The sequence below is a fragment of the Maritimimonas rapanae genome (assembly GCF_057837205.1).
On the sequence record NZ_JBYQFI010000001.1, the window covers coordinates 1,772,207 to 1,794,283 of the forward strand.

The 22,077-nt window shown below is 32.6% G+C and carries 24 protein-coding genes; 9 read left to right on the forward strand and 15 right to left on the reverse strand.

Going from position 1 to position 22,077, the window contains the following annotated elements; all coding sequences use genetic code 11:
* Positions 1 to 14: 14 nt before the first annotated feature.
* Together pyrG and AC3IF2_RS08450 are read left to right on the forward strand one after the other, a co-directional pair.
* Positions 15 to 1,616, forward strand: coding sequence for a CTP synthase (gene pyrG, locus AC3IF2_RS08445; RefSeq protein WP_489166626.1), 1,602 nt, complete (start codon positions 15 to 17; stop codon positions 1,614 to 1,616).
* 87 nt (positions 1,617 to 1,703) lie between these two features.
* Entirely contained in the window at positions 1,704 to 2,177 is a 474-nt protein-coding gene (locus AC3IF2_RS08450; RefSeq protein WP_489166627.1) for a YciI family protein, read from the forward strand.
* A gap of 3 nt (positions 2,178 to 2,180) precedes the next feature.
* Here AC3IF2_RS08450 and AC3IF2_RS08455 read toward each other — a convergent pair whose 3' ends face one another.
* The 3 genes from AC3IF2_RS08455 to AC3IF2_RS08465 are packed head-to-tail and all read right to left on the reverse strand — an operon-like array spanning position 2,181 to position 4,903.
* A complete protein-coding gene (locus AC3IF2_RS08455; protein WP_489166628.1) occupies positions 2,181 to 2,588 on the reverse strand; it encodes a hypothetical protein in 408 nt (135 codons plus the stop codon).
* A 5-nt stretch (positions 2,589 to 2,593) separates the two neighbouring features.
* Positions 2,594 to 3,691, reverse strand: a complete 1,098-nt coding sequence (gene bioB / locus AC3IF2_RS08460) for a biotin synthase BioB (protein WP_489166629.1) — start codon at positions 3,689 to 3,691, stop codon at positions 2,594 to 2,596.
* Positions 3,692 to 3,733: 42 nt separating this feature from the next.
* Complete coding sequence (locus AC3IF2_RS08465) at positions 3,734 to 4,903, reverse strand: beta-ketoacyl synthase N-terminal-like domain-containing protein (RefSeq protein ID WP_489166630.1); 1,170 nt, start codon at positions 4,901 to 4,903, stop codon at positions 3,734 to 3,736.
* Positions 4,904 to 4,977: 74 nt separating this feature from the next.
* Here AC3IF2_RS08465 and AC3IF2_RS08470 point away from each other — a divergent pair, with 74 nt between their 5' ends.
* Positions 4,978 to 5,412 (forward strand): cytochrome c oxidase assembly factor Coa1 family protein, encoded by a 435-nt coding sequence (locus AC3IF2_RS08470; RefSeq protein WP_489166631.1) that lies wholly within the window; start codon positions 4,978 to 4,980, stop codon positions 5,410 to 5,412.
* On the opposite strand, the gene bioA is transcribed toward AC3IF2_RS08470, so the two are convergent.
* From bioA to AC3IF2_RS08490, 4 genes are read right to left on the reverse strand one after another with little or no spacing between them, the layout of a single operon-like run.
* Positions 5,398 to 6,663: an adenosylmethionine--8-amino-7-oxononanoate transaminase gene (gene bioA / locus AC3IF2_RS08475; protein ID WP_489166632.1), complete on the reverse strand. Its 1,266-nt coding sequence runs from the start codon at positions 6,661 to 6,663 to the stop codon at positions 5,398 to 5,400. The genes AC3IF2_RS08470 and bioA overlap by 15 nt on opposite strands.
* Positions 6,660 to 7,268, reverse strand: a complete 609-nt coding sequence (bioD, locus tag AC3IF2_RS08480) for a dethiobiotin synthase (RefSeq protein WP_489166633.1) — start codon at positions 7,266 to 7,268, stop codon at positions 6,660 to 6,662. The genes bioA and bioD overlap by 4 nt, the downstream gene beginning before the upstream one ends.
* Positions 7,265 to 7,645 (reverse strand): putative signal transducing protein, encoded by a 381-nt coding sequence (locus tag AC3IF2_RS08485; protein ID WP_489166634.1) that lies wholly within the window; start codon positions 7,643 to 7,645, stop codon positions 7,265 to 7,267. The genes bioD and AC3IF2_RS08485 overlap by 4 nt, the downstream gene beginning before the upstream one ends.
* A gap of 9 nt (positions 7,646 to 7,654) precedes the next feature.
* Positions 7,655 to 8,806 (reverse strand): aminotransferase class I/II-fold pyridoxal phosphate-dependent enzyme, encoded by a 1,152-nt coding sequence (locus AC3IF2_RS08490; protein ID WP_489166635.1) that lies wholly within the window; start codon positions 8,804 to 8,806, stop codon positions 7,655 to 7,657.
* 37 nt (positions 8,807 to 8,843) lie between these two features.
* Between AC3IF2_RS08490 and AC3IF2_RS08495 the strand changes: the two genes are divergently transcribed.
* The 3 genes from AC3IF2_RS08495 to AC3IF2_RS08505 all read left to right on the forward strand — a co-directional run bounded on the left by AC3IF2_RS08495 (position 8,844) and on the right by AC3IF2_RS08505 (position 12,898).
* A complete protein-coding gene (locus AC3IF2_RS08495; protein WP_489166636.1) occupies positions 8,844 to 10,100 on the forward strand; it encodes a Y-family DNA polymerase in 1,257 nt (418 codons plus the stop codon).
* Between the two features lie 83 nt (positions 10,101 to 10,183).
* Entirely contained in the window at positions 10,184 to 11,494 is a 1,311-nt protein-coding gene (locus tag AC3IF2_RS08500; protein ID WP_489166637.1) for a M16 family metallopeptidase, read from the forward strand.
* A gap of 3 nt (positions 11,495 to 11,497) precedes the next feature.
* Positions 11,498 to 12,898, forward strand: coding sequence for a M16 family metallopeptidase (locus tag AC3IF2_RS08505; protein ID WP_489166638.1), 1,401 nt, complete (start codon positions 11,498 to 11,500; stop codon positions 12,896 to 12,898).
* Positions 12,899 to 12,933: 35 nt separating this feature from the next.
* On the opposite strand, the gene AC3IF2_RS08510 is transcribed toward AC3IF2_RS08505, so the two are convergent.
* Positions 12,934 to 13,356, reverse strand: coding sequence for a secondary thiamine-phosphate synthase enzyme YjbQ (locus tag AC3IF2_RS08510; protein WP_489166639.1), 423 nt, complete (start codon positions 13,354 to 13,356; stop codon positions 12,934 to 12,936).
* A gap of 86 nt (positions 13,357 to 13,442) precedes the next feature.
* Here AC3IF2_RS08510 and AC3IF2_RS08515 point away from each other — a divergent pair, with 86 nt between their 5' ends.
* On the forward strand, positions 13,443 to 14,414 hold the full coding sequence (locus AC3IF2_RS08515) for a YitT family protein (protein ID WP_489166640.1): 972 nt from the start codon (positions 13,443 to 13,445) through the stop codon (positions 14,412 to 14,414).
* A 67-nt stretch (positions 14,415 to 14,481) separates the two neighbouring features.
* Entirely contained in the window at positions 14,482 to 15,165 is a 684-nt protein-coding gene (locus tag AC3IF2_RS08520; protein ID WP_489166641.1) for a DUF4386 domain-containing protein, read from the forward strand.
* Between the two features lie 47 nt (positions 15,166 to 15,212).
* On the opposite strand, the gene AC3IF2_RS08525 is transcribed toward AC3IF2_RS08520, so the two are convergent.
* The 4 genes from AC3IF2_RS08525 to AC3IF2_RS08540 all read right to left on the reverse strand — a co-directional run bounded on the left by AC3IF2_RS08525 (position 15,213) and on the right by AC3IF2_RS08540 (position 19,009).
* The gene (locus AC3IF2_RS08525; RefSeq protein ID WP_489166642.1) at positions 15,213 to 15,380 is read right to left on the reverse strand and encodes a hypothetical protein; all 168 of its coding nucleotides are present in this window, start codon (positions 15,378 to 15,380) and stop codon (positions 15,213 to 15,215) included.
* Between the two features lie 164 nt (positions 15,381 to 15,544).
* Positions 15,545 to 15,916 (reverse strand): hypothetical protein, encoded by a 372-nt coding sequence (locus tag AC3IF2_RS08530; RefSeq protein WP_489166643.1) that lies wholly within the window; start codon positions 15,914 to 15,916, stop codon positions 15,545 to 15,547.
* Between the two features lie 222 nt (positions 15,917 to 16,138).
* The gene (lpdA, locus tag AC3IF2_RS08535) at positions 16,139 to 17,512 is read right to left on the reverse strand and encodes a dihydrolipoyl dehydrogenase (protein ID WP_489166644.1); all 1,374 of its coding nucleotides are present in this window, start codon (positions 17,510 to 17,512) and stop codon (positions 16,139 to 16,141) included.
* A gap of 261 nt (positions 17,513 to 17,773) precedes the next feature.
* Complete coding sequence (locus AC3IF2_RS08540) at positions 17,774 to 19,009, reverse strand: ABC transporter permease (protein WP_489166645.1); 1,236 nt, start codon at positions 19,007 to 19,009, stop codon at positions 17,774 to 17,776.
* A 5-nt stretch (positions 19,010 to 19,014) separates the two neighbouring features.
* Here AC3IF2_RS08540 and AC3IF2_RS08545 point away from each other — a divergent pair, with 5 nt between their 5' ends.
* The gene (locus AC3IF2_RS08545) at positions 19,015 to 20,244 is read left to right on the forward strand and encodes an exo-beta-N-acetylmuramidase NamZ family protein (RefSeq protein ID WP_489166646.1); all 1,230 of its coding nucleotides are present in this window, start codon (positions 19,015 to 19,017) and stop codon (positions 20,242 to 20,244) included.
* Between the two features lie 6 nt (positions 20,245 to 20,250).
* On the opposite strand, the gene AC3IF2_RS08550 is transcribed toward AC3IF2_RS08545, so the two are convergent.
* Genes AC3IF2_RS08550 through AC3IF2_RS08560 form a run of 3 tightly spaced genes read right to left on the reverse strand, consistent with a single transcriptional unit; the run spans position 20,251 to position 22,063 of the window.
* Positions 20,251 to 20,712, reverse strand: a complete 462-nt coding sequence (locus AC3IF2_RS08550; protein ID WP_489166647.1) for a DUF6174 domain-containing protein — start codon at positions 20,710 to 20,712, stop codon at positions 20,251 to 20,253.
* Positions 20,713 to 20,759: 47 nt separating this feature from the next.
* Complete coding sequence (locus tag AC3IF2_RS08555; protein ID WP_489166648.1) at positions 20,760 to 21,569, reverse strand: alpha/beta hydrolase; 810 nt, start codon at positions 21,567 to 21,569, stop codon at positions 20,760 to 20,762.
* The gene (locus AC3IF2_RS08560) at positions 21,566 to 22,063 is read right to left on the reverse strand and encodes a YkgJ family cysteine cluster protein (protein WP_489166649.1); all 498 of its coding nucleotides are present in this window, start codon (positions 22,061 to 22,063) and stop codon (positions 21,566 to 21,568) included. The genes AC3IF2_RS08555 and AC3IF2_RS08560 overlap by 4 nt, the downstream gene beginning before the upstream one ends.
* Positions 22,064 to 22,077: the final 14 nt, after the last annotated feature.

Here is a 22,077-nt window from a genome sequence, read left to right on the forward strand (position 1 = left end):
AAAACCTAATAGCAATGAAAAACACTAAATACGTTTTCGTTACCGGAGGCGTAACTTCATCACTCGGTAAGGGTATTATAGCTGCTTCTTTAGCTAAATTATTACAAGAACGAGGCTATTCAGTTACCATTCAAAAGTTAGATCCTTATATTAATATTGATCCTGGCACTTTGAACCCTTATGAGCATGGAGAGTGTTTTGTAACGGATGATGGCGCAGAAACCGATCTAGACTTAGGCCATTATGAACGATTTTTGAACATTCCTACTTCTCAAGCTAATAATGTTACAACTGGTAGAATCTACCAAACAGTTATAGACAAAGAACGTAAAGGTGATTATCTAGGCAAAACTGTTCAAGTTATCCCTCATATAACTGACGAAATAAAACGTAGGGTGCAACTTATTGGTAATACTGGCGAATATGATATCGTAATTACAGAAATTGGTGGAACTGTTGGCGATATTGAATCGTTGCCTTATGTAGAATCTGTTAGACAATTATTATGGGAGTTGGGTGATGACAATGCCATTGTTATTCATTTAACTTTGGTGCCTTATTTAGCTGCTGCGGGAGAATTAAAAACCAAGCCTACACAACATTCTGTTAAAATGCTGATGCAGAGCGGTGTGAGTCCAAATATATTAGTATGTAGAACTGAGCATGAAATTTCCGATGATATTAGAAGAAAATTAGCTTTATTCTGCAATGTAAAGCAAGAAGATGTAATTCAATCGCTTGACGCGGAAACCATTTACGATGTACCTAATATGATGTACTCTGAAGGTTTAGATACTGCTGTTCTTAAAAAACTACAGCTATCTTCAGACGATAAGCCTGTATTACATAAATGGAATGATTTTCTTAGAAGACATAAAAACCCAAAACATACTGTTGAAATAGGACTGGTTGGTAAATATGTAGAATTGCAAGATGCCTATAAATCAATTTCTGAAGCTTTTATTCATGCTGGTGCAGCAAATGAAGTAAAAGTTAATTTGCATTGGATGCATTCTGAAAATTTAAAAGTAGATCAACTTAAAAACCTAGACGGAGTTTTAGTAGCTCCAGGTTTTGGTGAGCGCGGTGTTGAAGGAAAGATTGATGCTATAAAATATATTAGAGAACATAATATTCCTTTCTTAGGTATTTGTTTAGGTATGCAAATGGCCGTTATAGAATTTGCCAGAAATGAATTGAATCTAAAAGATGCAAATTCTACAGAAATGGTAGAAAAAACTAAGCGTCCTGTTATTGATCTTATGGAAGAACAAAAGACCATTACCAATATGGGTGGTACTATGCGTTTAGGTGCTTGGAATTGCAAATTAGACAAAGACTCAAAAGTTTATGATGCATATGGTGTAGATATGATTAGTGAACGCCATAGACATCGTTACGAATTCAATAATGATTACCTCGAACAGCTTACCAAAGCTGGAATGAAAATTACTGGTGTAAACCCGAAAACAGGTCTTGTAGAGATTGTAGAATTACCAAAACATCCTTGGTTTGTAGGTGTACAATATCATCCTGAATATAAAAGTACTGTGTTGAACCCGCATCCGCTATTTGTAGCCTTTGTAGAAGCTTCTCTAAAACATAAAACGCTATAATCTATCTACCATAAGATTCAGGTTTTATTTTTTCTTTAACATTCTAAAAAGTGAAAAACTTTATATTTGTGTATAAACTTACAGATCATGAAAAAAATATTACTTGTTTTTTGCCTATTTTCTTTATTCTCTATTAATTCTTTTGCTCAAGAGAAACCAACTCCAGTATCAAATGATGGCTTTAATGCATCGCTTGCGAAAGAAATGGGTGCAGATGATTATGGCATGCGTAAATATGTAATGGCCTTTTTAAAGAAAGGACCTAATAGACCAACAGACAAAGATGAGGCTGCTAAATTACAAGCTGCTCATATGGAAAACATTGGACGTTTAGCAAAAGAAGGAAAACTAGCTATTGCTGGACCTTTTCTTGACAATGGAGAACTACGTGGTATCTATATTTTTAATGTTGAATCTGTAGAAGAAGCTAAAAAATTAACAGAAACTGACCCAGCCATAAAAGCTGGTAGCTTAGTAATGGAATTACACCCTTGGTATGGCTCAGCTGCTTTGGGGTTGGTTGTTAAATACCATGATAAAATTTCAAAGATTAAGATGTAATAATTAACCTAAATAATCAAGAATAAAGAATAGAATTATACCACCAATAACTGTAATAATAATACCTATTATTATTTCTTTAAGGTTTCTTTCTTCTTTTTCTTTTTTAGGTTTAATTATTTTTTGGTTATAATTACCTTTATTATCACCAATATGAATATTAGACTCGGATATTTTTATTGAAGCAGGTTCTTCAATTATTGTAAAATTATATTCTGAATCAACTAATTTCTGGCCTTTTTCAGTAAATCCATAACAATATCCTGTTCTACCTTTTTTCCTTATATAATTTAGATTCTCAGCCCTTATTATATCTTTTTTCAATTGCTGATCAGTATCTTTACTCATGCAAATGAGCCCATCATTTTCAATTATTTGTAATACTCTTTCAAGTCTTTTATCCTGTGCCATTTAAGTTACTTTAGTAATTCCTTTGCTCTTAATTTAGCTTCTTCATTACGATCAATTTTATGTTCTGGGCGTGTCCATTTTGGTTTTTCACCTAAAGCTTCATATTGAGAATTTTCTGCTTCCACAGTTTCTGGCTGCATTTTTTTAATAAATGGTTTTTGAGGGTTTAAACCTAACAGTTTAAACAGTTCCATATCCTCATTTACATCTGGATTCGGCGTTGTAAGTAACTTATCTCCTGCAAAAATAGAATTGGCACCTGCAAAGAAACACATGGTCTGCCCCTCTCTACTCATATCTGTTCTACCAGCGCTTAAACGCACTTGCGTTTCTGGCATAACAATACGTGTTGTAGCAACCATACGTATCATTTCCCAAATTGAAACTGTTTCTTGGTCTTCTAATGGAGTACCTTCTACTGCAACTAACGCATTGATAGGTACAGATTCTGGCTGTGGGTTTAAAGTTGACAAAGCCACTAACATGCCAGCTCTATCTTCCTCTTTTTCACCCATACCAATAATACCACCGCTACAAACTGTAACATTTGTTTTACGAACATTATCAATAGTTTCTAATCTATCTTCATAACCACGTGTAGAAATTACCTCTTTATAATATTCTTCAGATGAATCTAAATTATGATTATAGGCATACAACCCGGCCTCAGCTAAACGTTGTGCTTGATTTTCGGTCACCATTCCCAACGTACAGCAAACTTCCATATCAAGTTTGTTAATTGTACGAACCATTTCTAATACCTGATCAAATTCAGGCCCATCTTTTACATTACGCCAAGCCGCACCCATACAGACTCTAGAACTACCTGAAGCTTTAGCGCGTAATGCCTGAGCTTTTACTTGAGGAACTGTCATTAAATCATTTCCTTCAATATCCGTATGATAACGAGCTGCTTGTGGACAATAACCACAATCTTCAGGACAACCACCAGTTTTTATTGATAGTAAAGTAGATACTTGGACTGAATTAGGATCATGATGCTTTCTATGAATGGAAGCAGCTTCATAAAGTAATTCCATTAAAGGCCTATTATATATTTCTAAGATTTCTTCTTTGGTCCAGTTGTGTCTTGTAATACTCATAAAATCGTTAAGATTAGAAATTCAAAAATAGGGAATCTGCTGCTAATTTTTTGATAATATTATAGAAACTGCGTTACCACCAAAACCAACAGCATTTACCAAAACTTTATTAATCTTTTTTGGTTTTTTACTATCTATAAATGGAACTTTTATAAATTGTTGATTTTGCAACATTAAAATAGCCATTTCTACATTTAACATACCAGATGTTGCGAAAGTATGTCCTAATTTCCATTTATTGTTTGTAAGTGTAGTGGTATTTTTACCAAATACTTTTTCAATTGCTTTGTATTCTGCTAAATCGCCTTTAATTGTTCCTGGTGTGTGTGTAACAATAACATCAATCTCTTCTGAATTTAAATTGCCTAAAGCCATTTTCATAGAACGTTGAAAACAATCAGCTTCAGTAGATAAAGAAGCATTGTGTTTTAAAATCTCTGTAGCATAACCAATACCCTCAACAAAAGCCAAAGCATTCTCTTTTTTTCCTTTTTCTAAACTAGCAATTGAGGCTCCCTCACCAAGAATCATTGTATTTCTTTTCTTTTCTAAGTTTAGCGCTTGGCACGGGTAAGGTTCTTCACTTTGTTTAGAATGACAATTCGCATAGATCTTTAGAGCTTTCATCTGAGCAATAGTAAATGGTGTTAACGGTGCCTCGCTACCACCTACCAAAAACTTATCTGTCATACCAGAATTGATCCAAGCAACACCATTTAATAAAGCATGTAACGCCGTAGAACAAGTAATTGAATGTGATATTTCGGGACCTTGCGTTTGAAGATCGTGTGCCACCCAAGAAGAAATATTACCCAAAGTAGTTGTAGGTGAACTTAATGTAGAGGACTGGTTTTCCTTTAAAAACTCTTCATGATATTTTTCAAATAATGTAGTAGCTCCTCGAGATGATCCTATGTTTATACCAAAATTATCTTTTGCCTTCCATCCTGCTTGTTTTATTGCTTGTCTGGAAGCATAGATTGCGTATAAAACCGAATCATCAAGATCATTATATTTTGAATTTGAATTTCTTAATTCTCCTATTCTATCTTTTGCAAAAGCAGACAATGGTGCGACTAAAACTTCTTTGTTAAGAACTCTGTGTTTAGCAAAAAAATGATGATCATTTTGATAATTCTTCCAAGCATCAGCTAAAGAAACTCCTAAAGGAGAAATAGATGAAATTGCTGTTATAGAAATAGGTTCATTCATAAACTGTGGCAAATTTAAGTTTCTGTGTAACAAAAACCATCCTTAAAACACTTATATTTATAAAAAGAAGCATTGTGAGTGAATACGTTCAACAAAAGAGTTGGTTTTCAAGAAATTGGTTATGGGTAGTTCCAGTAAGTGGATGTCTTGTCGTTATTTTATTAATAATATTCGGTGTAGGTGCTGCCATTTTCGGAGTCACAAAATTGATGACAGGATCTGAACCATACGAATATGCCCTAGAAAAAGCTGCAAAGGATCCTATTGTTATTCAGCATTTAGGAGATTCTATTGAAAGCAATGGAATAATGCAAGGAAATATTTCATTAAACAACAACTCTGGTGAAGCAAATATTACAATTCCTATAAAAGGAAATAAAGGAAAAGGGTCGGTTACTATTATTGGTAAAAAAGAAAATGGTGATTGGACTTTCGAAGAATTATACGTAAAAATTAAAGAAAAAAATATTACGATAAACTTAATCGATAAAGGATTAGAAGGTATCTAAGACTTTTTCTATCACACTATAAATCTTATCTAATTCTTTGTTAGATATGGTAAAAGGTGGTAGAATATAAATGGTATTACCTAGCGGACGCAAACAAACACCGTTTTGCATAAAAAAATCGAATAATTTATTTCTAAGATTACCATAGCGTTCCATTTCTATATTCAAATCTACAGCATAAATAACCCCTAACTGACGTGTTTCTTTTACTTTAGGGTGATCTTTTATTGTATTATTAAAATCTTGATGCGATTTAATAATTCGTTGAATATTACTTTGAATTTTTTCAGATTGCAATAATTCGATTCCTGCTAAAGCTGCTGTGCATGCAATTGGGTTAGCAGAATACGTATGCCCATGAAAAAAGCCTTTAACCAATTCTTCACTTAAAAAAGCATCATATACTTTTTGTGTGCAACTGGTAATAGCCATGGGCACTAATCCAGCAGTTAATGACTTTGACAAGCAAATTAAATCTGGCTGATTTATTAGATATTCTGAAGCAAAGTTCTTATCCGTTTTACCAAAGCCAGTCATTACCTCATCTGCAATTACTAGCACATTATTTTCTTTGGCAATAGCAAGCAATTCATCTAGTAAATTACCATCATACATTTTCATAGCAGCTGCACCTTGAACCAAAGGTTCATAAATAAAAGCTGCAACATTATCACGACGAATTAATTGTTTGAATTGTTTTTTAATCTCGTCAAAGTTATTCTGAGTTGGAACTGGAATTCTTTCTACATCAATAAAAAAATCTTCGAACGGCCCGTTATAAACAGACAGCCCTGAAACAGACATGGCACCAAAAGTATCTCCATGAAACCCATCTTCTAAAGCAATAATTTTTCTTCGTTTTTCACCGTTATTAAAATAATACTGCAATGCCATTTTAATAGCTACATCTACCGATGTAGAACCATTATCTGAAAAAAATAGTTTTTGCTGGTTATTAGGTAAAATATCTATCAGAGCTTCAGATAATTTTATAGCAGGTTCATGTGTAAAACCTGCAAAAACAACATGATCTAATTCTTGCATTTGGCTGGCCACTCGATTGGTAATGTATTCATTGCAATGTCCGAACATACACGTGTACCAAGACGCAATTCCGTCTATATATTCGTTACCATTTTCATCATACAAAACACATCCCTTTGCCTTGGTAATTGCAATATGGTCTGGGCTTAACTTATGCTGCGTTAGCGGATGCCAAAGATGTTTTTTATCTCGTTCTTTTAGATTCATAAGTTCTTTTTAAACCTTTCAGCATATTCTTTAACCACGTTTTGATCAAAATATGGTTCTTTATCAACTCTACCAATTACATTTATTTTGGTCATTTTCTGAATAATCTCTTCTGTGGTTTTATGCTCATTTCCACTAAAAATTACAGAAACATCAAATCCTTTTTCTTGTAAAGTCTTAATGGTTAATAGTGAATGATTGATACTCCCTAAATAATGACGAGAAACAACAATTACTTTATAGTCTGACTTAATAATATCTAAAATGGTATGCTTATCATTTAATGGAACTAATAAACCACCTGCTCCTTCGATCACCAAATGATTCTTGGTTGTAGGTTCTTTTATTTTTTTTAGATCAATTTTAATTTCATCTATTTCAGCAGCAGCATGGGGGCTCATCGGTGTATTCAAGGCATAACTGTTCAGGTGGAATTTTGACTTATCGTTAGAAACCAATCGTTCCACTTTTTTAGTGTCGCAATTATCTAAATCTCCAGCTTGAATAGGTTTCCAATAATCAGCTTGTAAAGCTTCTGTAACTATAGCAGCGGCTACAGTTTTTCCTACATCAGTTCCAATTCCTGTAATGAAATACCTTTTCATCTAAAAATCGTTTTACATTCATTACAGATATATTTCTTTCTTTCGAAAAAAGGGAACAACATGTAAAAAAAGTTTTTGTTATTAGGTGGTGCAATTAATATTTTAGTAGAATTACATTTTACACAATGTATATCCTTTCCTTCCTTATCTTTATTATATACTCTTATTTCATTATAAATATTCAGAGCCTTATCAGCATCATCTTTATGTACTAGTATTTTGACACCACCAATAGCCTGACTAATTAGAGGATCAGCATCTACAGTAGTTTCATCCATCAGCATAAGATTTATTCCTTCAGACTCTAATTTAGATTTTATTAATTGAGCTTCGGTCGAATAATTAAAAGATGCTAAAAGAAAGTAATTATCATTCATAATAAAAGTTTAGACAAAAGTAACAAGCTTCTCTAAAACATCTGTAATTTCTTTTTTAGAATTATAAGAGTGTAGACAAAAGCGCAAACGTTCTTTTCCTTCAGCTACTGTAGGTGAGAGAATTGGTTTTACATCAAATCCGTTTTCTTTAAATTTTTGAGCAATAGATTTTATTTTTTTATTCCCAGGAATTATACAACAATGTATGGCAGAATTACTTTCTATAAAACCTAGTCTCAGCCTTTTAAATTCAGATTTAAAATGTTGAATATTACTGTGAAGTCCTTTAGATGCTTCGACTGCGCTCAGCATGACATCGTATGTAGTTTTTATAGTTGCGAGTGAATGTGGAGATAAAGCAGTTGTGTAGATAAAACTTCTAGCAAAATTGACTAAATATTGTTTTAATTGTTCATTACTTAGAATGGCAGCGCCATGGCAACCCAATGCCTTACCAAATGTAATTAGTCTAGCAAAAACATCTTTTTCTAATCCTAATTCTTGAACTAACCCTACTCCATTATTTCCTACAACGCCCGTGGCATGAGCTTCATCAACTATAAGATAAGCATTGTACTTATTACAAAGTTGTGACATCTTAGATAAGTCGGGTGAATCTCCATCCATAGAAAAAATAGATTCTGTAACGACATAGACTTCGACATGCTCAGTCTGACTATTATCATTATCCTGAACTCGTTTTAGCATCTTATCCAGATTATTTAGATCATTGTGCTTAAACTTATAAGCTTTGGCATTGCTCATTTTAATGCCATCGCGAATAGAAGCATGAATAAATTCATCATATAAAATGATATCTCTTTTTTGAGGAACTGACGAAAAGAAACCAATGTTTGCATCATAACCCGAATTAAAAATGAGTGCTGATTCACTTTTGTGAAATTCACAAAGTGTTTTTTCTACCTCATCATATAATCTATGATTTCCTGTAAGCAAGCGCGAGCCGGTTGCTCCATTTTGCTTGATATTCTCCTTAATTAAATACTGATGTACTTTATCAAATATCACTTCAGATTTTGCAAAACCTAAATAATCGTTAGAGGAAAAATCAATAAGATTTGTCTGATTTCCAAGTATTCTAAAGGCATCATTTTCTTGACGATCTTTTAACTTTTTATGTAGTTTTTTTGGCAACTCCATCAAAGCAAATGTATATAAAATCCAGTATCTTTATACCATGTTTGCTCTTGTAGATTGTAATAATTTTTACGCATCGTGTGAGCGGGTTTTTAATCCGAATTTGCGCAATAAACCTGTTGCTATTTTAAGCAATAATGATGGTTGTGTTATTTCACGTAGTGATGAAGCAAAAGCTTTACAGTTACCAATGGGTGCACCTATTTTTAAATGGGAAAATTTTTGCAAAACAAACAATATAAACGTTTTATCATCTAATTATCCGCTCTATGGCGATATGAGTGAACGTGTAATGTCTATTTTAGAACAGTTCACGCCAGATGTAGAAGTTTATAGTATAGATGAGGCTTTCCTGCAATTTAAAGGATTTGAAAATTATGATTTTACTCTTTACGGGAATGACATCCGGAAACGAATATTAAAATGGACAGGCATACCAACCTGTGTAGGAATTGCTCCCACTAAAGCATTAAGTAAAGTTGCCAATAAAATTGCTCGTAAATTTCCTGATCAAACTAATGGAGTTTATGTAATCAATTCTGAAGAATCTAAAATTAAAGCCTTAAAGTGGATAAAACTAGAAGCTGTTTGGGGTATTGGTCGAAGACTACAAAAACGTCTAAAAGTTAAAGGGTGTGAAACAGCATATGATTTTACCCAATTATCAGATCAATGGATCCGAAAAAATTTCTCTATTACAGAATGGAAATTGAAAAAAGATTTAGAAGGTATTTCTAAATTACCATTAGACTTTAGAGAAGCTAAGCGTGCCATTGCCACTACCCGAAGTTTCGATTACACTTATGATGATATAAATTATATAAAAGAACGGGTATCTACATTTGCTGCCAGCTGCGCCGAGAAATTGCGCCAACAAGGTTCTAGTTGTTTTATGATTATTGTTATGTTGAGTAGTGATAGTCATAAAAAACAATTAAAACAGCATCGTACTAGTACTCGGATTATTTTACCATTCCCTACAGATTCTTCTTTAGTAATTAGTAACGAGGCAATAAAAGCTATTGAAACTATTTTTAAACAAGGTATTAAATATAAACGTGCTGGTATTATTGTTACCGGATTGGTACCAACGAATAATCATCAATTAGATATCTTCCGTCAAGAAAACCCGAAACATAAACCACTAATGTCTGCTATCGATAGCCTTAATCATAAATACAAAGATTATAAAATAAAGCTTGGGAGTCAAGATTTAGAGCGTACTTGGAAAATGCGTCAAGAACGATTATCACCACGCTATACTACTAATATTAATGAAATTATAAAGGTAAAATAATTGCTTTTATTTTTACCTCAAAAACAATACCTTGTACTCTCATTTTTTACAAAAACAAAAAGCTTTTTATTAACAATTTCAATATGAAAAAAATTACACTAATTATTCTGTTTTTTTCCCTAGTTGGATATTCTCAGATGAAACCAGATGATGTAAAAACCTTTACACTTAAAAACGGAATGAAGTTTTTAGTTGTTGAAGATTTTACCATTCCCAATGCAAATATGTATTTATTCTATAAAGTTGGTAGTAGAAATGAATACCAAGGTATTACAGGATTATCGCACTTTTTTGAGCACATGATGTTTAACGGCGCCAAAAAATATGGCCCAAAGTTATTCGATCAAACTATGGAATTTCACGGTGGCGCCAACAACGCATATACTAGAAATGACATCACAGCCTATACTAATTGGTTTCCTGCCTCGGCAACAGAAATAATTTTTGATTTAGAAGCCGATCGTATTTCTAGTTTAGCTATCGATCCGAAAATGGTAGAAAGTGAAAGAGGTGTTGTCTTAAGTGAACGTAGTACTGGTTTAGAAAATTCTCCTTGGAGATCGCTCATTCAATCTGTTGAAGCTACTGCGTTTCAAGAGCATCCATATCATTGGCCTGTAATTGGTTATGAAGATGATATGAAAAACTGGACTCAAGCAGATCTAGAACGTTACTTTAAAACTTATTATGCTCCTAATAATTGTATTGTAGTAATGTCTGGAGCTGTTAAATATGAAAAAATTAAAGAACTAGCCGAAAAATATCTTGAACCAATTCCATCACAACCCGCACCTCCAAAAGTACATATAGTGGAACCTCCTCAAACTGGTGAACGTAGAATTGCAGTTCAAAAAGAAGTGGCTACACCATATTTAACTATTGGTTATAAAACTCCCGATGCAGAGAGCGAAGATTATTATGCTTTAAGTATATTAAGTTCTATCCTTACTTCGGGGCAATCATCTAGATTATATTCAGAATTGATAGATAAACAACAATTAGCAACTCAAATATATTCAGATTATAATGAGAGTTTCGACCCTACTCTATTCTATATTTATACGGTAACCAATAAAGGTGTGAAACATGAGGATCTAGAAAACGCTATCTATAAAGAAATGGATAAAATAAAAAATGAAGGTATTACCGAAAATGAGCTTCAAAAAATTAAGAATCAGAAATTAATGGAATTTTACGGTCAAGTAGAAACTATTAATGGCAAGTCTAATAATTTAGGTACTTACGAAGTATATTTTGGAGATTATAAAAAAATGTTTGATGCCCCAGAAAACTATAATAAAGTTACTGTAGCCGATATACAAAATGTTGCTAAAAAATATTTCTCTAAAAGCAATAGAACAGTTGGTGTTTTAAAAACTAATACAAACGAATAGGTCATGAAAAAACTACAACAACTATATATAGGTATTGTATTATTAACTATACTTCCAGCAATAGTAACTGCTCAGGGTTATAAATTACCCAAATATTCAACTTTTACCTTAGATAATGGACTAAAAGTATATTTAATGGAGCGACATTCTGTACCAGTAATTAATGTTTCTACAATAATTCCCGCAGGTGCAGTAAATGATGGAGATCAAGCTGGCTTGGCCGACTTAACCGCGACAGCATTAAAACATGGAACTAAAAGTTATACAAAAGCACAATTAGATGAAACTATAGATTTTATTGGTGCAAGTTTAAGCACAAGTGCCTCAAAAGAATTTTCTAATATCTCGTCTAAGTTTGCCGCTAAAGATAGAAGCAAAGTTTTAAGTATTATTAAAGAAGTTTTAATACAGCCATCTTTCGATGCTACAGAATTCGATAAAGAGAAAAGTAGGTTATTGGTAGGTTTAGAACAACAAAAAGAAAGCCCAAGATCGGTTATTGGTTCTTACTTTAATAAGCTGATTTATGGAGATCATGTATATGGTAATATTACAGCAGGTACAATTGCAAGTATAAAAGCTTTAACGGTTGAAGATGTTAAAAAATTCCATGCTGCAAATTATATTCCGAACAATGCTGCAATTAGTATCGTTGGCGATTTCTCTTCTGAAGAAATGAAGAATGAGATTACTAAATTATTTTCTGATTGGAAAAAAGGTAATGCCTCAGCTGCAAATAACGTAGCTAAATCTATAAACAAACCATCAGAGAATAGAGTTTTATTGGTAAATAAAGATGATGCTAAAGAAACTACTTTTTACATAGGTTCTACTGGAATTAGTAGAAATAATGAAGACTTTGTAGCTATTAGTGTTATAAATACGCTCTTTGGTGGAAGATTTACTTCAATGCTTAATGACGAATTACGTGTTAATTCTGGATTGACCTATGGTGCCAGAAGTCGTTTTAGTACCTTAAAAAATGGTGGTACTTTTTTGATTAGTACGTTTACAGCTTCAAAAACAACTGAGGCTGCTATTGATAAAGCTTTAGAAGTATTGAATAACCTTCATAAAAATGGTATTGATCAAAAAGCTTTAACCTCAGCTAAGAACTATGTAAAAGGACAATTTCCGCCACGTTATGAAACAACTGGCCAACTAGCAAATTTACTAACTCAGATGTTTTGGTATAATTTTAATGAATCTTTCATTAATAATTTTGAAAAGAATGTAGATGGTTTAGACCTTAAAAAAGCAAATGATATTATTTCGACTTACTTCCCTAAAAACAACTTACAATTTGTTCTAGTAGGTAAAGCAGCAGATATTAAATCGATTGCCGAAAAATATGGTAAAGTGAAGCAAGTAGAAATTAAAGAAGAAATAAAAAGTACTTTTTAAAATATTAAAAGCCAAAGTTAAAAACTTTGGCTTTTTTATATTCCAAACGCGGTAAGCACCAACTTTCTAGAACCTCCTCTGTCTCTATGTTCGCATAGATAAATACCTTGCCATGTGCCAAGATTTAACCGACCATCGGTAATTGGTATTTGTACTGAAGTTCCCATAAGCGAAGCTTTAATATGCGCTGGCATATCATCTGAACCTTCAAAAGTATGTTTGTAGTAGGGTGCATTTTCTGGCACCATGACATTTAAATGGCTTTCAAAATCTTGTCGAACTGTTGAGTCAGCATTTTCATTAATGGTTAAGCTAGCCGATGTATGTTTAATGAATACTTGTAACAAACCTTGATTGATTTGATTTAATTCTGACACTTGCTCTAAAACCAAATCAGTAATTAAATGATAACCTCTACTAAAAGCAGGTAATCGAAATTCTTTTTGAAAAAACTTCATATTCTTTTAATTTCTATCTACAATATATCAAATTTCTATTTTAAAACAGGTAAATTAGTAACGATACCATTTAATAGTATATAAGTATGAAATCATTACTACAAAAAATAAGCATAGCCTTAGCTAAACGAAAATTTAAAAAAGAAGGTGCGAAAACTACGGTAAAAAAACTAGCGAAAGAGGCTAAGTTACAACGCGTAAGCATCTGGCACAGAGCTCATGATATTTTCTTTATTATTTTAAGTGTTTTTGCTGCTGGGTTTGGTTTAAAAGGATTTCTTCTACCAAACAATTTTATAGATGGTGGTGCTATGGGTATTTCTTTATTAATCTCAGAAACAACATCTATATCATTGTCATTATTAGTAATCATCGTCAATTTACCTTTTATCATTCTAGGTTACTTTCATATTGGTCATCGTTTTGCTATTAAAAGTATTTTGGCCATCGTGGGTTTGGCAGTTATATTACTGTTAGTGCCTTACCCTATTATTACTTCAGATAAATTATTGATCGCTGTTTTTGGTGGGTTCTTTTTAGGGGCTGGTATTGGCTTGGCCATTCGGGGCGGTGCAGTTATTGACGGTACTGAGGTTCTAGCAATTTATTTGAGTAAAAAAACAGGACTTACTATTGGTGATGTCATTTTACTATTTAACATTGTTATATTTATGGTTGGTGCTTATGTATTATCGGTTGAGGTAGCCTTATATGCAATGCTTACCTATTATGCAGCTTCTAAAACAGTAGATTTTGTAATAGAAGGAGTAGAAGAATATATGGGTATAACCATAATTTCTAAAAAAAGTGAAAAACTACGGTTGATGATCACCGAAAACTTGGGACGCGGTGTTACTATTTATAAAGGTAAAGGAGGTTATAATAAAAATGGTGATGAACAACGCGAGTTAGATATAATCTATACCATTATTACTCGCCTAGAGATTGCCCGATTACAAACTGAAATTGATAAAATAGACACTAATGCCTTTGTCTTTAAACAAAGTATAAAAGACACCAAAGGTGGTATGATAAAAAAGAGAGTTTTCGCAAAATAGCTTATTAAACCGTAACGATAACCATCAATCTGCTACTAACAAGCATAACTAACTTAAATTTTTTATTATGCAGATTACCAAAAATACTGGCCGTATTGTAGGTGTACTTTTTCTATTAACAGTAATTGCCGGGGCTTGGGGCACAGCAACAAGAGGATTATCGGGTGCAAGAGATAATATCATAGATTTTTTAAATAGGTTGACTGAAAATGCTGATCAAATGAAATTAGCAATTGGTCTAGATGTTTTAGGCAGCGCCATAGCTGTGCTTATTGCTATTTATCTTTATCCTATTGTAAAAAAATATAGCCAGCGATTGGCTATAGCCTACTTTGGTATTGGCTTAATAAACTTTAGTATAGTAATTATTAGTAATATTATTCATTGGTCATTATTAACTGTAGGTAAAGAATACGCGGTAAATACTGTAACAGATGCGCAACATTTTACAACGCTGGCAACTATGCATTATGAGGCTTATTACTTTGCTCACTTTTTAATATTAATGTTGTATTCTATTGGTGGTAGTATCTTATATTATTTCTTATTAAAAACTAGTTTGGTACCAAAGTGGTTAGCGATTTGGGGTATACTGGCTTCTGTAATAGTTTTTGTTGGTGCCACATTATCGATACTAGAAATACCTGTTTCTTTCTATCTATTTATACAAAATGGTATTTTTATATTGAGTTTTATTTTGTTTTTACTAATTATGGGTTTTAATACAGATAAATACAATTCTTTAAATTGATTTTTTTAATAAAAAGAGAGGGATTCTCCCCTCTCTTTAACACCTTTTTAAGCATGAGCAATTAACTTCCAGGTAACTGCCTTTCCATTGTACGGTGGCATTCTATTACCTTTTGCAATTGGAGCTGTAGTACTTGGTGAACCAACTACTTTCCATACTCCGCTCTCAGGGCATGTTTGTCCGGTTGTGGCAGTTGTGCCTATCGGTTTCTTCATGTTTCTGAAATTAAATTTCCCCTCAAATTTGGAACACCGGGTGAGGAATATTACCCGACAAGGAAATTTGAAATCTCAGATTTTTATACTATCTTAGTAATGTCAAAAAAAGATTGAAAAATCTGAGGGTCAAGTCAATTTCCTAAACGAAAACTTGACCTTTTTTATTTACTTTCTCTTCTACAAAATTTATAATATTTTATTTCACCAATTATAATTTCTTCAATATCATAAATAATGCTTTCATTTTTATAGTCGATATTCATTTCTCTTAAAATATTCTTTATAAAAACATAAAAATACTCTCCTGCTTTCACCATTTTAAATGCTTTATCATCAGAATGGTCAGCTTTTGTCATATACAAACAGTCATCTTCTTCATCACCTTTATTACGACCAATTTTTACATACTCCATATCAGATAAACCAATATACTTACTTGCGCCCGAGCTAAATCCTAATTTACCAGTTTTATGTACCGTTGCTTTTACAACGCCATATTTACTTGATGAGTCAAAAAAATCTAGTTCAATCATGCTTAACACTTTACAGATACAAATATACGAAAAAAAATAATACCATCAAAATTTAAAAATAATGAATAGTAATTCAATGTTTTTCTATTGAGATAGAAGTGAGATGGTGATGAGATGGATGTGTTACTCTTAAATTTAATTTAGTTAAAAAATCTCAAATCATATCACAAAAAAAAGCCAAAGTAAAAACTTTGGCTTTATAATATTTCAAGTAAATAACTTCTATAAATGTATCACCTCATCATAAGCATCAGCTACAGCTTCCATTACCGCTTCACTCATGGTTGGGTGAGGGTGTACAGCTTTTAAAACTTCATGACCAGTAGTTTCTAGCTTTCTACCCAAGACAGCTTCAGCAATCATATCGGTAACACCAGCACCGATCATATGGCAACCTAACCATTCACCATATTTAGCATCAAAAATCACTTTTACAAAACCATCTTTAGCGCCAGAAGCACTTGCTTTACCAGATGCTGAGAACGGGAACTTTCCTACTTTAATATCATATCCTTGCTCTTTGGCTTGAGCTTCGGTTAATCCTACAGAAGCAATCTCTGGTGTACAATAGGTACAACCTGGTATATTACCATAGTCTAATGCTTCTACATGCTGTCCTGCAATTTTTTCCACGCATAAAATTCCTTCCGCAGAAGCGACATGTGCCAATGCCTGACCAGGAGTTACATCTCCAATAGCATAATAACCTGGTATATTGGTTTGGTAATAATCGTTTACCAAGATCTTATCTCTATCTACCACAATACCTACATCTTCTAAGCCTATGTTTTCGATATTGGTTTTAATACCTACAGCAGACAATACCACATCAGCTTCTAATATCTCTTCACCTTTTTTGGTCTTTACCGTAGCCTTAACACCTTTACCAGAAGTATCTACAGAAGTTACTTCAGCAGATGTCATAATCTTAATTCCGTTCTTTTTAAAGCTACGCTCTAATTGTTTAGAAACATCAGCATCTTCAACTGGCACTACACTTGGCATAAACTCTACAATAGTAACTTCTGTACCCATAGAGTTATAGAAATAAGCAAATTCTACACCGATAGCACCAGAACCTACTACAATCATTTTTTTAGGTTGCTTTGGTAATACCATCGCTTCTCTATAACCAATAACCTTTTTACCGTCTTGTGGTAAGCTTGGCAATTCGCGTGAACGTGCACCTGTAGCAATAATTATATGGTCTGCACTATATTCTTTACCTTCTACATCTATCTTCTTCCCTGGCTTTAGTTTGCCAAAACCTTCTAATACATCGATCTTATTTTTCTTCAATAAAAACTGTACACCTTTGCTCATTCCATCAGCAACACCACGACTACGTTTTACTACGGCATCAAAATCTTTATCGGCATCTTTTACAGACAATCCGTAATCTTCGGCATGTTTTAAATATTCGAAAACCTGAGCAGATTTTAATAAGGCTTTTGTAGGTATACAGCCCCAGTTTAAGCAAACACCTCCTAAGCTTTCTTTTTCTACAACAGCGGTTTTAAAACCTAATTGCGAAGCTCTAATAGCAGTTACGTATCCGCCCGGACCGCTTCCTAAGACTATAATATCGTATTTCATCTGTGAATTTTTATCGTTTTAAGAGTTATTTATTGTGTTGGTATTAAGAAGCACAAATTTAGGGAAATTTTGTGGGTTTTGTATTTTGTTTTTTGTCATTCTGAGTGAAACGAAGAATCTTCTGTTTATGAGATTCTTCACTTCATTTTATTGCGTTCAGAATGACAGCTCTGTCATTTCAAGTTCATGTGAGAAACCTAGAGATTCGTCGTCGTTCTTAAAAATCACTCTGTCAGAATGACAAACAAGCGTTATCAAAAACTAATCAAACTTGATTGCTTTAACAGGACTAATCTTACTAACAATATAAGATGGAATTAAGAGCATTATCAAACATAGCACAAGTGTACCTATGTTGAGTAATAATATATATCCAAAATCTAAATAAACTGGCGCCCGATCTACATAATAGGTTTCAGGGTTCAATTTAATTACGCCAAAATATTTTTGAATTAGTAAAATACCTATACCTATTACATTACCCCAAAACAAACCCACCGCAATTAAATAAGCAGCATTGTACAGAAATATCTTACGGATGCTCCAATTAGAATTGCCCAAAGCCTTAAGAATTCCTATCATTTGTGTACGCTCTAAGATAAGTACCAATAAAGCTGTAATCATATTAATACCAGCGATCAAGATCATAATACCTAGAATTACATAAATATTGGTATCAAAAAGGCTTAACCATTCAAAAATTGCTGGGTATTTTTCACTAATGGTTTGTGCATTTAGAGTAGAACCAATGTTTGCATATATTTCGCCCCCCTTATTTTTTAATTGATCAAAATTATCCAATAAAACTTCAAATCCACCTACTTGATCTTTACTCCATTTATTTAAGCGTTGAATTTGTCTAATATCACCAATTATATAGTTTTCATCAAATTCTTGAAATCCAGAATTATAGATTCCAGCAATTGTAAACACTCTCACATTAGGTGCTTTATTTACATCATTTTTAACAAAAAAAGTATTGAATTTATCACCAACTTTAAACCCTAACCTGTCAGATGTGATTTTAGAAACTAACACCTCAAAAGACATCTCATCGCTAAACTTTAGTAACTCACCATCCACTAAATAGTCTTTAAAAAAAGACCAATCATAGTCTTTTGAAACGCCTTTTAAAATAACACCTTCAAAATCTGTTTCAGTTCTAATTACACCACCCTTAGCAGCAAAGGTTTGTACATTTTTAATTCCGTCTACAGAGGTGAATTCTGGGTAAAAATCTTGTTTAGTTGAAACTGGGTTAATAGTAATTTGCGAATTATTGTCTTCGTAATTAGCTATTTGTACATGTCCATTAAAACCTGAAATTTTTTCTTTTATCTTACGTTGTAATCCTAAGCCAGTAGCTATAGAAATCATCATAATAACTATACCCAATGCAATGGCAGCAATAGCTATTTTTATTATTGGTGACGAAATACTACTTTTATACTGTTTAGCAGCAATAATTCGTTTAGCTATAAATAACTCGTAATTCAATGTAGATGATTAAAATGTCGTTCAAAAGTACATATTTCTTTTTGGTTTTAATTTCCCTTTCGGGGATGATTTCATGCAAATCTCAGTCATCGAAAAATGTTTCAGAAACTAAGTCAAAAGAACCCACAAAAAAGGAAATTATTGTTGGTGCAAACAATACAGAAAAATACTTATCGATTTTAAAGGATAAGAACATAGCTGTAGTTGCCAATCAAACCTCGGTTATTTTTAAAAACCATGATTCTTATACACATTTAGTAGATAGTTTGCTTGCCTATGGAATTCAAATACGAAAAGTATTTGCGCCAGAACATGGTTTTCGTGGAAAAGCAGATGCTGGTGAACATGTTGAAGACGGAAAAGATGCTAAAACAGGATTGCCTATTATTTCTTTACACGGTAAAAGCAAAAAGCCCTCACAAGAAAGCTTAAAAGGATTAGATCTGATTGTTTTTGACATACAAGATGTTGGTGTGCGATTTTACACCTACATAGCTACTTTGCAATATGTAATGGAAGCTTGTGCAGAAGCTGATATTCCCGTTATAATTTTAGATCGTCCAAATCCTAATGGACATTATGTCGATGGACCAACTCTAGAGTTAGAGCATAGAAGTTTTTTAGGATTAAATGCAATTCCTTTAGTGTATGGAATGACCATTGGTGAATATGCTCAACTAATTAATGGTGAAGGCTGGTTAAAAAGTGGAGTAAAATGTGATTTAATAGTGATTCCTTTACAAAATTATACGCATCAAACTTCTTATAGTTTAGCAATTAGACCGTCACCTAATTTACCTAATGATAAAGCAATTAACTTATACCCTAGCCTTGGTCTTTTTGAAGGCACAACAATTAATGCTGGTCGTGGTACAGAAATGCAATTTCAAATTTATGGAGCCCCATTTTTTGAGAAAACAGATTTTAGTTATACCCCTAAAGCAAATTTTGGTGCTAAATACCCAAAACATAAAGGCAAGCTTAGTAATGGTGTAGATCTAAGAAAAGAGAAGCGATTAAATAAGGTATATCTGAAATGGATTATTGATGCTTATAAAAAGACTCCAAAAACTGAGGAATTCTTTGGTAAAACTTTCACAATACATGCTGGTAATACAAAACTCCAACAACAAATTGAGCAAGGTTTATCAGCAGAAGAAATAAGAAGCTCTTGGCAAGCAGATATAGACAAGTTTAAAAAAATTAGAGCTAAATATTTAATGTATCCGAATTAGATTCTATTAGTTAGTTATTAGTGGAAAACTAAAATCAGAATAACTATATACAATTTCGTCATCGGCTATTTGAAAATCGTAATCAACACTAATTAAGATAGGGAAGCCATACTCGCTATCATATTCTATAACTAAAGAAGCAGGGCTTTGATTGATTATAGTTTCAATAAGTTCAAATGCTTCTTCCACACTATTAGTCTCATTTAAAATATCTTCAGCTGTTTGATTAGGTGGTAAACGAGATTCGTCAAACTCAACACTATTCTTAATGTTATTGATAACTAATAATTTACGTTCTAATACACCACCACAAAAACAACTTATGTTTTCTGTCCAAACATAAGTAGTTACTTGAGATGCTTCCCATAGTCTACGATTCTTGCTTAGATCATCATCGAAACCATCATCATCAGAATTACATGAAATTAAAATCAATGCAAATGATATAAAAAATAAAGCCTTTTTCATTTTTAGTTGTTTGTAGAAAGATGTGCTAAAAAGGTTTTGGTTGCTTATTATTTTTTCTCTTCTTTTCTAAAAAGCTTGTTTATAGCATTATATACAGCAATATGCAACATATTAGCATGATTTTGATTTTCTAAATAATCAAAATGCAATTGTAAGTTTCCAGAAGTATCTTTTTTTAAAAGTTCTGCTAATTTTTTTGCAACATCTTCCATAATCTTACCTTCTTTACCAACTGCTAAATAAACCGGTGTTACTTTATTAAACTTGGGAGTCATTTTTAATAGAGATTCATCATCCCACCATAAACTTGGGCTTACAATAATATACTTGCTAAACAACTCTGGCTTTTTAAATAAAATTTCTGTGGCTAAAAGCCCCCCTAAAGATTGTCCAATTAAAGTTTTAGCAGCATTAATCTTATAATTTTTACTGATAAATGGTTGTAATTCTTTCTCTATAAATTCTATAAATTTTGCCGATTCGCCAGTTGTTGGGAAGTCTTTTTTATCTTTTTTATTATTTGTAGGATAGGTAAAATCTCGTTTTCTATCTACATTGGCAATTCCAACTACTATAGATTCGGGCATTGATTGTGCCCAAGGAAAATTTACAAATTGTACCAATCCTGCTATATGAATAAAATCTTCATCTACTGAACCATCAAGTAAATAAATTACATTATAGGTTTTAACAGAATCTTTATTATAACCATGGGGTAAATAAATGTTTAATATTCTTTTTTCTTTTAAAACTTTAGAATCTAGTTCTACTATTTCACCAATTGAAAATGGCTTACCTTCTTGAGCAAAAGCAAAGTTTGTAAGTAAGAGTATTAGAACAAATTGTAGATATTTCATAGTGGTAATTTCTTTTTTAACTCTTCAATTATATTAAATACAGCTGGGCATACTTCTGTATTCTTAAGCGTTAGATTTGTGAGTTGAATAAATTTTTTTCTATTAGTATGAGGATATTCTGCACAAGCTTTGGGGCGAACATCATAAATAAAACAGGTATTATCAGATTCATCTAAAAAAGTACAAGGTGCGCTTTTTAGTACCATAAAATCATCATCATCTCGCTGTAAATACTGATCAATAAATAGGCCTTCTTTCATGCGCAGATGCTTAGAAATTCTACTTACGTCTTTATCAGTAAAAATGGGGCTTGTTGTTTTACAGCAATTGGCACATGTTAAGCAATCTGTTCGACTAAACTCATCTTCATGCAATTCCTGCATTAATAGATCTAATCGCTTAGGGTTTTTCTTCTTTAATTTGGCGAAATATTTTTTGTTTTCTAAATGTTTTTCTTTAGCTTTTTTAGGTAAATTCTTAAGTTGTTTTTCCATAAAATAATCTAGAC

Excerpts from the sequence above, each read along its gene's own strand:
- pyrG (WP_489166626.1), top strand. The coding sequence starts at position 15 with ATGAAAAACACTAAATACGTTTTCGTTACCGGAGGCGTAACTTCATCA.
- AC3IF2_RS08450 (WP_489166627.1), top strand. The coding sequence starts at position 1,704 with ATGAAAAAAATATTACTTGTTTTTTGCCTATTTTCTTTATTCTCTATT.
- AC3IF2_RS08455 (WP_489166628.1), bottom strand. The coding sequence starts at position 2,588 with ATGGCACAGGATAAAAGACTTGAAAGAGTATTACAAATAATTGAAAAT.
- bioB (WP_489166629.1), bottom strand. The coding sequence starts at position 3,691 with ATGAGTATTACAAGACACAACTGGACCAAAGAAGAAATCTTAGAAATA.
- AC3IF2_RS08465 (WP_489166630.1), bottom strand. The coding sequence starts at position 4,903 with ATGAATGAACCTATTTCTATAACAGCAATTTCATCTATTTCTCCTTTA.
- bioA (WP_489166632.1), bottom strand. The coding sequence starts at position 6,663 with ATGAATCTAAAAGAACGAGATAAAAAACATCTTTGGCATCCGCTAACG.
- bioD (WP_489166633.1), bottom strand. The coding sequence starts at position 7,268 with ATGAAAAGGTATTTCATTACAGGAATTGGAACTGATGTAGGAAAAACT.
- AC3IF2_RS08485 (WP_489166634.1), bottom strand. The coding sequence starts at position 7,645 with ATGAATGATAATTACTTTCTTTTAGCATCTTTTAATTATTCGACCGAA.
- AC3IF2_RS08490 (WP_489166635.1), bottom strand. The coding sequence starts at position 8,806 with ATGGAGTTGCCAAAAAAACTACATAAAAAGTTAAAAGATCGTCAAGAA.
- AC3IF2_RS08495 (WP_489166636.1), top strand. The coding sequence starts at position 8,844 with ATGTTTGCTCTTGTAGATTGTAATAATTTTTACGCATCGTGTGAGCGG.
- AC3IF2_RS08500 (WP_489166637.1), top strand. The coding sequence starts at position 10,184 with ATGAAAAAAATTACACTAATTATTCTGTTTTTTTCCCTAGTTGGATAT.
- AC3IF2_RS08505 (WP_489166638.1), top strand. The coding sequence starts at position 11,498 with ATGAAAAAACTACAACAACTATATATAGGTATTGTATTATTAACTATA.
- AC3IF2_RS08510 (WP_489166639.1), bottom strand. The coding sequence starts at position 13,356 with ATGAAGTTTTTTCAAAAAGAATTTCGATTACCTGCTTTTAGTAGAGGT.
- AC3IF2_RS08515 (WP_489166640.1), top strand. The coding sequence starts at position 13,443 with ATGAAATCATTACTACAAAAAATAAGCATAGCCTTAGCTAAACGAAAA.
- AC3IF2_RS08520 (WP_489166641.1), top strand. The coding sequence starts at position 14,482 with ATGCAGATTACCAAAAATACTGGCCGTATTGTAGGTGTACTTTTTCTA.
- AC3IF2_RS08525 (WP_489166642.1), bottom strand. The coding sequence starts at position 15,380 with ATGAAGAAACCGATAGGCACAACTGCCACAACCGGACAAACATGCCCT.
- AC3IF2_RS08530 (WP_489166643.1), bottom strand. The coding sequence starts at position 15,916 with ATGATTGAACTAGATTTTTTTGACTCATCAAGTAAATATGGCGTTGTA.
- lpdA (WP_489166644.1), bottom strand. The coding sequence starts at position 17,512 with ATGAAATACGATATTATAGTCTTAGGAAGCGGTCCGGGCGGATACGTA.
- AC3IF2_RS08545 (WP_489166646.1), top strand. The coding sequence starts at position 19,015 with ATGATTAAAATGTCGTTCAAAAGTACATATTTCTTTTTGGTTTTAATT.
- AC3IF2_RS08550 (WP_489166647.1), bottom strand. The coding sequence starts at position 20,712 with ATGAAAAAGGCTTTATTTTTTATATCATTTGCATTGATTTTAATTTCA.
- AC3IF2_RS08555 (WP_489166648.1), bottom strand. The coding sequence starts at position 21,569 with ATGAAATATCTACAATTTGTTCTAATACTCTTACTTACAAACTTTGCT.
- AC3IF2_RS08560 (WP_489166649.1), bottom strand. The coding sequence starts at position 22,063 with ATGGAAAAACAACTTAAGAATTTACCTAAAAAAGCTAAAGAAAAACAT.